The organism is Rhodococcus sp. G-MC3, from assembly GCF_030063335.1.
In the GTDB taxonomy this organism is placed as follows: Bacteria; Actinomycetota; Actinomycetes; order Mycobacteriales; family Mycobacteriaceae; genus Rhodococcoides.
The window spans coordinates 28,404-39,814 of the sequence record NZ_JASISW010000011.1 but is presented as its reverse complement, the minus strand read 5'-3'; the positions used below and the strand labels follow the sequence as shown (position 1 = coordinate 39,814).

At 61.9% G+C, this 11,411-nt stretch carries 12 protein-coding genes and 1 tRNA gene; 3 read left to right on the top strand and 10 right to left on the bottom strand.

What is annotated here, in order from left to right:
• Positions 1 to 27: 27 nt before the first annotated feature.
• The 5 genes from QMK17_RS14090 to QMK17_RS14070 form a co-directional block, all read right to left on the bottom strand.
• On the bottom strand, positions 28 to 462 hold the full coding sequence (locus tag QMK17_RS14090) for an acyl-CoA thioesterase (protein ID WP_283509892.1): 435 nt from the start codon (positions 460 to 462) through the stop codon (positions 28 to 30).
• Between the two features lie 3 nt (positions 463 to 465).
• Entirely contained in the window at positions 466 to 2,145 is a 1,680-nt protein-coding gene (ettA, locus tag QMK17_RS14085; protein ID WP_283509891.1) for an energy-dependent translational throttle protein EttA, read from the bottom strand.
• Between the two features lie 153 nt (positions 2,146 to 2,298).
• Positions 2,299 to 2,799, bottom strand: coding sequence for a single-stranded DNA-binding protein (gene ssb / locus QMK17_RS14080; RefSeq protein WP_283509890.1), 501 nt, complete (start codon positions 2,797 to 2,799; stop codon positions 2,299 to 2,301).
• 182 nt (positions 2,800 to 2,981) lie between these two features.
• On the bottom strand, positions 2,982 to 3,596 hold the full coding sequence (locus tag QMK17_RS14075) for a YigZ family protein (protein WP_283510008.1): 615 nt from the start codon (positions 3,594 to 3,596) through the stop codon (positions 2,982 to 2,984).
• Between the two features lie 35 nt (positions 3,597 to 3,631).
• Positions 3,632 to 5,371 carry an ABC transporter ATP-binding protein gene (locus QMK17_RS14070; protein ID WP_442972761.1) on the bottom strand — a complete coding sequence of 580 codons (1,740 nt, stop codon included), beginning with the start codon at positions 5,369 to 5,371 and terminating at the stop codon, positions 3,632 to 3,634.
• A 176-nt stretch (positions 5,372 to 5,547) separates the two neighbouring features.
• Here QMK17_RS14070 and QMK17_RS14065 point away from each other — a divergent pair, with 176 nt between their 5' ends.
• Genes QMK17_RS14065 through QMK17_RS26485 form a run of 3 tightly spaced genes read left to right on the top strand, consistent with a single transcriptional unit; the run spans position 5,548 to position 6,282 of the window.
• On the top strand, positions 5,548 to 5,973 hold the full coding sequence (locus tag QMK17_RS14065) for a MarR family winged helix-turn-helix transcriptional regulator (RefSeq protein ID WP_283509889.1): 426 nt from the start codon (positions 5,548 to 5,550) through the stop codon (positions 5,971 to 5,973).
• A gap of 31 nt (positions 5,974 to 6,004) precedes the next feature.
• Entirely contained in the window at positions 6,005 to 6,196 is a 192-nt protein-coding gene (locus tag QMK17_RS14060) for a DUF1905 domain-containing protein (RefSeq protein WP_283509888.1), read from the top strand.
• Positions 6,130 to 6,282, top strand: a complete 153-nt coding sequence (locus QMK17_RS26485) for a YdeI/OmpD-associated family protein (protein WP_442972765.1) — start codon at positions 6,130 to 6,132, stop codon at positions 6,280 to 6,282. Before QMK17_RS14060 ends, QMK17_RS26485 begins: the two co-directional genes overlap by 67 nt.
• Here the strand turns inward: QMK17_RS26485 and QMK17_RS14055 are convergent.
• From QMK17_RS14055 to QMK17_RS14035, 5 genes are all read right to left on the bottom strand, one after another.
• Positions 6,279 to 8,315, bottom strand: coding sequence for a cytochrome c oxidase assembly protein (locus QMK17_RS14055; RefSeq protein WP_283509887.1), 2,037 nt, complete (start codon positions 8,313 to 8,315; stop codon positions 6,279 to 6,281). The two genes, QMK17_RS26485 and QMK17_RS14055, sit on opposite strands and share 4 nt — an antisense overlap.
• Before the next feature lie 71 nt (positions 8,316 to 8,386).
• The gene (locus tag QMK17_RS14050; protein ID WP_283509886.1) at positions 8,387 to 9,526 is read right to left on the bottom strand and encodes an XdhC family protein; all 1,140 of its coding nucleotides are present in this window, start codon (positions 9,524 to 9,526) and stop codon (positions 8,387 to 8,389) included.
• A gap of 73 nt (positions 9,527 to 9,599) precedes the next feature.
• Positions 9,600 to 9,675 (bottom strand) — tRNA-Arg (locus QMK17_RS14045).
• Positions 9,676 to 9,758: 83 nt separating this feature from the next.
• Positions 9,759 to 10,967, bottom strand: coding sequence for a PucR family transcriptional regulator (locus QMK17_RS14040; protein ID WP_283509885.1), 1,209 nt, complete (start codon positions 10,965 to 10,967; stop codon positions 9,759 to 9,761).
• A 201-nt stretch (positions 10,968 to 11,168) separates the two neighbouring features.
• Positions 11,169 to 11,396 carry a hypothetical protein gene (locus QMK17_RS14035; RefSeq protein ID WP_283510006.1) on the bottom strand — a complete coding sequence of 76 codons (228 nt, stop codon included), beginning with the start codon at positions 11,394 to 11,396 and terminating at the stop codon, positions 11,169 to 11,171.
• Positions 11,397 to 11,411 lie beyond the last annotated feature (15 nt).

The window sequence follows — 11,411 nt, the reverse complement described above, 5'->3', positions numbered from 1 at the left end:
GATCAGCCCGCCGGATGGGGGTGTGGGTTACTCGGTTTCCGGCCGAGTGTGAGGCGCGTCCATGTACTCGGCCAACACGGCTCTTTCACGGTCCGTCACGCGGCGAGACGATTGGGAATCCAAGTCGAACGTGACCATGACGGCTTCCGCCTCAGCGCACACCGCACCGTTTACATCTCTGACGACGTGCAGAACGCCGAACGACGTGCGACCGATCCGAGAAATCGACACCCCGATCAGAAGCGGGCCGGACTCGTCGAATATCGGACGCAGGAAGTCGACCGTCAGCTTTCGGACGACAGTCGCTCCCCGCGTTCCCTCTGCCGCCAACAGGCACTCGGTGATGAAGTGAGCGCGCGCTTCCTGCAAATATTCGACGAACCGGGTGTTGTTGACGTGCCCGAGTCGATCCGAGTCGCTCCAGCGAACCTGAAGGCTGTACTCGAACTTCCTCGTGGCCAAGAGTCAGTCCCTCGTCAGCTTGCGGTGAGTGACACGGTGCGGACGGGCAGCGTCCGGTCCGAGTCGCTCGACCTTGTTGGCCTCGTAGCCCTCGAAGTTGCCCTCGTACCAGTACCAGGCTGCTTCGTTGTCGCCGAAGCCACCTTCCCACGCCAGGATGTGGGTACACGTGCGGTCGAGGAACCACCGGTCGTGCGAAATGACCACTGCGCAACCGGGAAATTCTTCGAGTGCGTTCTCGAGCGATCCGAGAGTTTCGACGTCGAGGTCGTTGGTCGGCTCGTCGAGCAGAATCAGGTTTCCGCCCTGCTTCAGCGTCATCGCCAGGTTCAGACGGTTCCGCTCACCACCGGACAGCACGCCCGCGGGCTTCTGCTGATCGTGACCCTTGAATCCGAACGAGCTGATGTAGGCGCGCGACGGGAACTCGGAGCTACCGACCTGAATGAAGTCGAGCCCGTCGGACACCGTCTCCCAGACAGTCTTCTTCGAATCGATTCCGGAACGGTTCTGGTCGACGTAGCTCAGCTTGACCGTCTGACCGACCTTGACCTCGCCGCCGTCCGGCTCTTCGAGTCCGACGATGGTCTTGAACAGCGTCGTCTTACCGACACCGTTGGGCCCGATGACGCCGACGATGCCATTGCGCGGCAACGTGAACGACAGGTCCTTGATGAGCACCCGGCCGTCGTAACCCTTGTCCAAGCTCTTGACCTCGACCACGACATCGCCGAGACGCGGCGGGTTGGGGATCTGGATCTCGTCGAAGTCCAACTTCCTGGTCTTCTCGGACTCGGCAACCATCTCGTCGTAGCGCGCCAGACGAGACTTGCTCTTCGCCTGCCGAGCCTTCGCACCGGAACGAACCCAGGCCAGTTCGTCCTTGAGACGCTTCTGCAGCTTTTGGTCCTTCTTGCCCGAGACTTCGAGGCGTTCGGCCTTCTTCTCCAGGTAGGTCGAGTAGTTGCCCTCGTAGGGGTACAGGTGTCCACGGTCGACTTCGGCGATCCACTGCGCGACGTGATCGAGGAAGTACCGGTCGTGTGTCACGGCGAGAATCGCACCGGAATACGCGGAAAGGTGCTGCTCGAGCCACAGCACCGATTCGGCGTCGAGGTGGTTCGTGGGCTCGTCGAGGAGTAGTAGGTCGGGCTTGCTCAGCAGCAGCTTGCACAGCGCGACACGGCGTTTTTCACCACCGGAGAGGTTGGTGACGCCCGACTCGGGCGGCGGGCAACGCAGCGCGTCCATTGCCTGCTCGAGCTGGGAATCGATCTCCCAGGCGTCGGCGTGGTCGAGCTTCTCCTGAAGCTCGCCCATCTCTTCCATGAGTTCGTCCGAGTAGTCCGTTGCCATGAGCTCGGCAATCTCGTTGTAGCGCTTGAGCTGGACCATCGTCTCACCGAGGCCGTCTTCGACGTTCTCGCGGACAGTCTTCGTGTCGTCGAGAACCGGTTCCTGCATGAGGATGCCGACCGATGCCCCGGGGGCGAGAAACGCTTCACCGTTTCCTGGCTGGTCGATCCCGGCCATGATCTTCAGAATGCTGGACTTGCCGGCGCCGTTGGGGCCGACGACACCGATCTTGGCTCCTGGATAGAAGCTCATCGTGACGTCGTCGAGGATGACCTTGTCGCCGTGCGCCTTGCGCACCTTCTTCATGGTGTAAATGAATTCCGCCATGCCGGCCAGCTTATCGGTCCGAGCCTCCTCCGACACCATCGAGACAGGGTGTCGAGAACGAGGAAGGCTGGGGACTCGTGACAGCCGGACCCGAAACGGTGCTTCTCGGGTCCGGCTGTGACGAGCGATTATGAGGTCGGCAGAACTCTTGCTCTACGCGCCTGCGCCGACGACTTCCCGCTCGATCGCTGCGGTGTCCTCGCCCGAACCGACTTCGGAGTCACCCCGGATGTCGGCCTCCTCCGCGGCTTCTCCCTCGCCGAGGCCATCGGTGGGCGACAAGGACGAGATCGTCCTGGATCGTTCGACTTTGACGATGCACCGCGCCAGATCCGGACCGACTGCAGTGGCTGTCATCTCCAGGCCGGACCGTTCGACGCCTTCGCGTGTCGTGTACTCGTTCGTGCGGAGTTGCCCGTAGGCGAGAACAGCATCACCTTTCATCAGAGAGCCTCCGACTCCCTTCACCAGACGTCGCCAACAGGTGACAGTCAGGAAGAGCGTGCCACCGTCGGTCCACTCGCCGGTTGCGCGGTCCTGACGACGTGCGTTGCTCGCCATCCGGAAGCTCAACACCTCTTCCCCCGAGCTGGTCACTCGCTTCACTGGGTTGGTGATCACGGTGCCCACCACTGCACATTGTGCCTCGTACATTTTCGCTCCCCCGCCGTCGTGTCGGGTCGAGTGGTTCCCGGCCCGTTCATCCACGAGTGTTGCGCGATTACGAGGTGAAAAACGGCGTCGATCGACATCTGTGGATGAGTGCCCTACCTGTGGATCACCGGCCGGTGGCGGGCATGAACGACCGTCGTTCGGTCGGTGGTTCGTGGTAGGAGCTACCGCGGCACCTCGCGGAAAAACGTACCGATGCGTTCAGGGCGAGCGGTGCCGGAGGTCAAGCTCGCCAGCACCCCGTCCACCTCGTCGGCATTGCGGGCCGCAACGGTCAACAGGGCCAGCTCTGCATAGTCGATGGATATGACGTCGATACCTCGTCCGCGCAATTCCGATTCGATGCGACCCACCTCGGCATGGTCGAGTTCGACGCCGATCAGTTCGCGTTCTTCTCGGCGCATCAACCGTGCAGCAAGAAGGGCCTCGGACACTGCACCTGCATAGGCCCTGGCCAAACCACCGGTCCCCAGTTTCGTTCCCCCGAAATAACGCGTGACGACGGCGGCAACGTTTGTCAGATCGTGCCCTCTGAGCACCTCGAGCATCGGGGCGCCTGCGGTCCCGCTCGGTTCACCGTCGTCGCTGGATCGTTCGATACGCAGACGGTCGCCGATGACGAATGCCGAACAGTGATGTCGCGCCGCAGGATTCGCCGACCGTGCAGCAGCGACGATCGCACGGGCCTCGTCCTCGGAACTCGCCCGCGCGATCGTGGCGAGAAATTTGGATTTCTTGATCTCGATCTCGGCCTCGACCTGTGCCTCGATGGTGAGAATCTTCTGTCCCCTTCGGTTCCGGTTCGTACCGAAGGCTACGCAGCGACGCGATCGTGTGGTGCTGCGGCTTCGTCGGATGCTCGCACCAGTTCGGCGTATCGGCCGCCGGTGTCCATCAAGGCCTCGTGAGTCCCGGATTCCAGCACACGTCCATGATCGATCACGGCAATTCGATCGGCACTTCGAACAGTCGAGAGTCGGTGAGCGATGAGGATTGTCGTGCGACCCTTCATCAATTCGTCGAGTGCGGTCTGAAGTGCGCGCTCGGTGCTGTTGTCGAGTGCGCTCGTCGCCTCGTCGAGAACGAGGATCGGCGGGTTGCGCATGACTGTGCGGGCGATTGCAAGGCGTTGTTTCTCGCCGCCGGAGAATCGGTAACCGCGCTCGCCGACCACCGTGTCGTAGCCGTCGTCCAGTCCGGCGATGAAGTCGTGGATCTGCGCGATCCGTGCAGCACGCTCGATCTCCTCGTCGGTCGCGTCCGGTTTCGCGAACCGCAGGTTTTCACGAATCGTCGTGTGGAACAGGTAGGTCTCCTGCGACACCACACCGACGAGGTCGGCGACCGTGGCGGTCGAGAGATCGCGAAGATCGGTGCCGTCGATGGTGATTCGCCCACTGCTGGGGTCGTGCAACCGGGCCGCGAGATACCCGAGGGTGGTCTTGCCGGATCCCGTGGATCCGACGAGGGCGAGGGTTGTGCCTGCGGGTACATCGATATCGATGTCCGACAGCGTCGGAGTGGATGCGTCCACATAGGTGAATCCAACGTGCTCGAACACCATGTCGCCCCGAACGTCGTTGCGGTCGAGCGCTCTCGGATGGGTCGGTTCGGCGATGTCGATCGGCAAGTCGAGATATTCGAAGACGCGACCGAACAGGGCAAGAGAACTCTGCACCTCGACGCCGGTGTTGAGGAGCTGCATCGTTGGCCGGAACAGTTGAGTTTGCAGCGTTGTGAATGCCACCAACGTACCGACGGTGAGGGCACTTCCGTTACCGATCGTGATGCCGGCGAACCAGTAGACGAGCGCGGGCATGATCGCGAAGCTGATCTGCATACTCGCCATTCGCCACTTTCCTGCCATCATTGCTTTCAATTCGACGTCGGCGACCTCGTCCGACCGTCGCGAGAACTGATCGGTGAGTACCCCGGCAGATCCCGTTGTTTTGCCGAGCAGAATTCCGCTGACGGACAACGATTCCTCGATCTGAACCGAGAGTTCGCTCAGCAACTTCTGCCGTCGTGTGCTGATCTTGCGGCGCTCGTTGCCGATTCGGCGGGCGATCCGCACGAACACCGGCAGGATTATCAACGAGAACAGGGCCAGCCGCCAGTCGAGCAGGAAGAGGGCGACGACGGTGGCAACAACGGTCGTAGCGTTCTGCGCGATGGACGTTGCGGTGTTGGTGACGACGGACTGCATGCCGCCGATGTCGTTGGCGATGCGAGACTGAACTTCGCCAGTCCGTGTGCGGGCGAAGAATCCGAGCGATTGCTTCTGCAGATGGCCGTACACGGCCACGCGCAGATCGTGCATGAGCTTCTGCCCCACGCTGTTGGACATCCAGGTCTGCACGACGCCGAGGGTGTTGGTGACGACGGCGACTGCGATCATCCCCACGGCGATCAGCGAGACGAGGGTGACGTCGCGATCAGGGATGGCGTGATCGAGCAGTTCGCGAAGAAGGAGTGGCGATGCGAGCGCCACGATGGCACTGAAGACGATGATCGCGGTGACGACCGAGATGCGGGCCCGATAAGGGTGAAACAAGGAGAGAACGCGACCGACTGGAGCCGGATCAGAAACGGATATTTCCGTATGGGTTCGTTGTCGACTTTCCAAGTAGACCTGTTGACTTTCCAAGTAGACCTCCTGAATTGACGGCTGACATATTGCAGAGGTTACCTCATTAAGAGCTTGTAGACAACCCCGGTATGCTTCATCCCATGCACACGGGAGACAACCCGAATCTGGCCGATTCCTTCATGGCCGTCGCGCGGACAATTCGTCACACGCACATGAACGCACTCGAACCGTTCGGTCTCAACCCTTCGCAGAGTCGTGCACTGCACGTGCTCGCCCGCGAGGGCGAGCCGATGAGGCTGCGCGCTCTCGCCGAACGCCTCCGCATCGTCGCCCGTTCGGCAACCGACGTGGTCGACTCGCTCGAAGCGGCTGGGTTCGTCGTGCGGGCCGACGACCCAGCGGACCGTCGAGCCGTGCTGGTGTCGCTGACCGAGGCGGGCAAGACGCAACTGCACGCCATCGATGACGCGCGAAGCAGGGTGGCGGTCGAACTCTTCGACGCGCTCGACTCCGTTGAACGGGACGAGTTGCAGCGCATTCTTCAGAAGATCACCGGCACCTGGTGACAATGCGCCGGTACGCCACCTCAATGACCGCATGAGGTTCACCTCGACGGTCGAGCTCGGCGGCAAGACCGCAACGGGCATCGAGGTACCGGCTTCGGTGATAACCGAACTGGGCTCCGGTAAGCGGCCCGCGGTCACCGTCACCGTCAACGGGTACTGCTACCGAAGCACGGTGGCATCCATGGGCGGTCGATTCATGGTGCCCCTCAGCGGCGGCTGGTAATCCCCATCGAGGGCGCCAAGGCAGCCGAGACCAGGCAGCGACGCATCGCCTCCACCATCGAGAAATTGCTGGCCGGCCGAAGCTAGCTCCCGGCTTGCCTGTCGCGCCTGGACAACTCCGCGAACATCGCATTGTGCGCAGCCAGATCGGCGTCGTGATCTCGGTCGGCAGCACGATCGGAGCGCTTCGCGTTGCGATCGTCACTACGCGACCACTGAATCAACAACGAAAGCATGACGAGCACCAGTGGAATTTCCCCGGTGGCCCATGCAATACCGCCACCGAGCCTCTGGTCTCCGAGCAGGTCGGCGTTCCAATCGAGGCCGAGCGTCCGGTAATACCAGCCACCCATCACCGTGTTCATGCTCATCAGTGCAACACCGAAAAAAGCATGGAAAGGCAACGAACCGAACACCATGGCAAGTTTTGTGAGGGGCTCGATATGACGCGGCGACGGATCGACCCCGATGACCACCCAGTAGAACAGGTAGCCGCTGAGAATGAAGTGAGCGTTCATCAGCAAGTGGGCCGAGTGATTGTCCAGAACTGCGCCGAAGATGCCGCCCAGGTACAGCACGTAGAACCCACCGACGAACAGAACTGCGGCCACAACGGGTTGCGTCAAAAACTTCGACACCCGGCTGTGCAGTGCCAGAAGCAGCCATTCGCGAGGCCCTGGTACGCCGCCCTTGCCTGCTGCAGGCAATGCGCGCAGTGCAAGTGTCAGCGCACCACCGAGCGCGAGAAGTACGGGAACGAGCATGGACAGAGCCATATGGGCGCCCATGTGCACGCTGAACGTTGCGGGCGAATACTTTCCGACACCCGAGGACGTGGCGATCAGCATGGTCGCGCAACCGAGCATGAATGCGACGGTTCGCCCTATCGGCCACGCGTCGCCGCGCTTGCGCAGTCGTCGGACACCGAGCAGATACATCGCTGCGAGGACGATGGACGCCGTCCCGAAAATCAGGTCGAATCGCCAATCGAACGCAAGCCTTTCCAAGCTCGGTGGCCCATCGAGGTTGTACCCGAGTGCAGCTTCCGATAGCGAAAGGTTTGGATCGACGTCGGCAGGCGGCGGCGTCCGGCCGAGTCCGACGGCCAGGCCGATCGTCGCAGCGAGCACGAGGACTTCCCCGCCTGCGAACCGAACCAGCGCGCCACGAGAGTGCGGATCTGCCGCAAGCGCGGGCAACGACCGACGTCGCTGGATCCAGCCGAAGACACCGAGCACGACGAGGCACGCGATCTTGCCGAGTATCAGGCGGCCGTACAGCGTGCTGAACAGATCCGATACGGACACTCTCACGAGTGCATTGATCACTCCTGATGCGGCCATGACGACGAAGCACACCGACGCAATCGTCGAGAATCGGCGGGTTGCGACGTCCGTGTGATCGCCGCGGCGGCGGGCATGGGCCAGCACTGCGAACAGGCCCCCTGCCCATACCGTTGCACCGATCAGATGCAGGATCAGGCTGTTGGTCGCAACGTCATGGGCGCCGCCAGAGGACGAGTGGCCACTCAGTGCAATCGGCATCAAGGTTCCGACTGCGAAAACGAGCAGCAAAGGAGTCCACGACCACCTCAGTACAGCCCTCGATGCCACCGCCAGAACGACGGCAAGGATCGCAGTCCACCGCCACGCACTTGCGATGTCCACCTGATCGAGTGCGGTCCACAGGTTGTTCGGCTCGATAGCGACGGTGAACGGCTGACCCGAGGTGTCCGACAGCGTCAACGGAACCAGAACCAGTGCGCAGGCGGCCCAGACGATTGCAGCGGCTGATCCGGTCCGCACTGCGCGATATCCACCGACGTCGAGCACGCCGCTCTTCTGTGGCGGGACCAGAAACGCTGCGAGGAGAAACGAGCCGATTGCGATCGACGCGGCGATTTCACCGGCTCCGCGGACGGCGGGGAGTCCGTAGGTTGTCGCAAACCCGGGATCGGGAATTCCGAGAAGAACAAGGGCGTCCGAGGCCGACAAACTGATGACGAGGGCGGCCACGATCGCCGCGATGATGCCCGCAGTGACGAACACCGACGTCGTGGACGTACTCGGTGCCGGTTTACTCGGTGCCGGTTCGGTGGTATCGACTTCGGATGCTGCCATGCCATCCAGAGTAGGAGGTGCGCGTGCGGCGCCGTTACTCAGCGCCCCGATGTCCTACACATCGTCGTAGATCATCTGGTGTCTCCCACCGAGGAATCGTGATGAATCCGGCCCTGACGATCGGCCAGCGGTTCACCGGAACCACCCCAACGCCTCGCGACGATCTGGGCAGCGATGGAGACCGCGGTTTCCTGGGGCGTCCGCGCCCCGAGGTCGAGGCCGATGGGACTCGACAACCTGCCCAACTCGTCGTCCGTCAGACCAGCATCCTTCAGTCGATCGATTCGTTCTTCGTGGGTTCGCCGTGAGCCCATCGCGCCGACGAAAGCAAACTCATTGCGGCGCAACGCAACAACGAGTAGCGGTACGTCGAATTTTGGATCGTGAGTGAGTACGCACACCACGGTGCGTTCGTCGAGCGCTCCAGCATCGAGTTGCGCCGTGAGATATCGATGCGGCCAGTCGACGACGACATCTGCCGCCGAGGGAAACCGTGCAGCGGTTGCGAACACCGGCCGCGCATCGCACACAGTTACCCGGTAGCCGAGAAACACGCCCTGCTCTGCCACTGCGGATGCGAAATCGATCGCACCGAACACCAGCATTCGCGGCCTGGGCGCATGACTGGCGACGAAGACGTCCATGCCGTCGCCCAGGCGCTCTCCATCGGGACCGTAGGTGAGAACGGCAGTTCGACCTGTTGCGAGCAGACCGCGGGCATCGTCGACGACCGCAGCATCGCTTCGCGGCGATCCGAACGAACCGGCCGAGTTCGTCTCGCCGAGCACGATGTGCCTACCGATCCTGGACCGATCCGGGTGACGGACAACGGTCGCTACCGCGACGGGCACTTCCGAGTAGATCGACTCGGCCACTGCCTCCAGCTCGGGAAAGGTAGTTCGCGAGATCGGCTCGACGAACACGTCGAGCATTCCACCGCACGTCAAACCAACCTCGAAGGCTTCGCCATCGCTGACGCCGTAATGCTCGAGCACCGGCGTCCGAGTCGCGCAGGCGGTTCTCGCAGCCTCGTACACCGCGCCCTCGACACAGCCTCCCGAGACCGAACCGCTGACGGAACCGTCCGGTGCCACGACCATGGATGCCCCGGCAGGCCGAGGAGCGGAGCGAAAGGTACTGATGACGGTTCCCAGCCCGGCGGTCTCACCGCGTCGCCAGATTGTCACCAGTTGGTCGAGAACATCCCGCATCGGTGGCCTCCTCGCGAAGATGTGCCGTTGAACCTGTGACACCGCTCGTTGAGATCGAACGCCGATGCCAACCTGGTGCCCCCGGCAGGATTCGAACCTGCGACCAAGGGATTAGAAGGCCCTTGCTCTATCCCCTGAGCTACGGAGGCGTGGCTCGAACGATGCATTCCGCCGCGTCCGAGCACGGTGGACGAGTGTACCCGGTCGCTTGAAGGGACCTCGAAATGGCGTGTCAGGACGCCTCTGCGATAGCGCTCGTCCCCAACTCTGATCCATGTGCACGGGCAAGTGAATCGACCACGAGGGCTGCGTGGAGCGACATCAGCCCGGCCGAGCTCAACGGGTCGACACCGGTCAGTTGCTCGATTCGCTTGAGTCGATAGTCGACGGTGTTCGGGTGCACGTACAGGGACTTCGCACTTGCCCGACGGTTCGCTTCGCTCGCAATGAAGGTTCGCAGCGTATGCACCAACTCGGGATAACCGTCGAGGGGTGCGATGACCGATCGCAGTCGAGACTGACCAGGGCCCGGCCGAGACAATTGGTACTCCAACGCGAGATCTCCCGTGCGATACAACCGCGCCTCCATCCCGAGGCATCGCGCCAGCTCTACAAGTTCACGACAGTGCGCGAGCACACCGTCCATCTCACCCAAGTGCGCCCTTGACGTCGCTGCAAAAATATCGACGCCGAGGTTCGATCTCAGTGCGGTCAAGCAAGTTTCGACAGCATGTGCATCCGAGGACGGAACCAGAATAGTTCCTCCGTGAGCAGACAATGCCAGCAGCAGTTCACCTCCGACGTCTCTGGACGTGAGTGCACCTACCGCAGCGGAGACGATGTCGTCGTCGAACGTCCTCGAACCGATCGGGTCCGATCCCTCGGCGATACCGACGAACTGCACGACTACCACGTCGTACTCGACAGCGAGTTCGACGCCATTGCGTTCGGCCACGACCCGAGCCTTGGGGTCCCCCGAGACCACCATGTCGACAATGTGAGCGGTTCGTTCGCGCGTCCTTCCGGAATCGCGACGGCAGTAGTCGATGTATGCCGAGGAGACCACATTCCCGATCACTTCGAGAACACGCATCATGAAGACGGCGCGATCGACAACTGCAATTCCCTCACCTGCACCCTCGTCGCCCGAGCAACCGCGCTCGAGCACAGCGCCGACTGCACCGTGGACTGCACGTTGAGCGTCACGAAGAGACACCGCGGCGTGCACCAATTTCTCGGCCGCAAGGCGAGCACCGTCGAGTTCGCTTGCCAGCGGAAGCCTTCCGACAGCGAAGCTGGTCGCTGCGACTCGAACACACTGAGATTCGAGGGCGGCGGTGAGTTTGATATCGACCTCGTTGGGGGCCAGTCCAGCGGGCGCGCGGCGCTCTCCACCGAGAACTTTGCCGATGGGATTCGCGAGCGTGGTGTTCAATCGCATGTCGAGCCGCCTTCCAGCCGTCTGTGTGCTTCTTCGAGTAACGGTAACTTGAGTCACGTTCCGGCGGTACGAAAATAGCCGAGAAAACATTCTCTGAGATTGTTTGGAGTAGATCCGAACCCCTGTCGGTGCTACAAAAACCAAAGGGGTCGTACGTCTGTATAGACGTACGACCCCTTGGTCGTGAAAATATCGAGCGAGTCAGCGGTTCTCGAACTCACCATTGATTACCTGGCCGAGCGGCGCATCGTTCTGGGCCTTTTTCGCAGCCTCGCGCATCTCGATACCGTCCGAAACCCAGTCACCGATCTCGCGGGTGACATCGCGGACCGCTCCAGCAATGATGACGGCAATCTTACCGACATGATTGGCGGCCGACTCAGTGAGTTCCTGCACCGTGTCCTTGTTCCGCTCGAACTTTCCTACCACCACAGTCACCCCTGA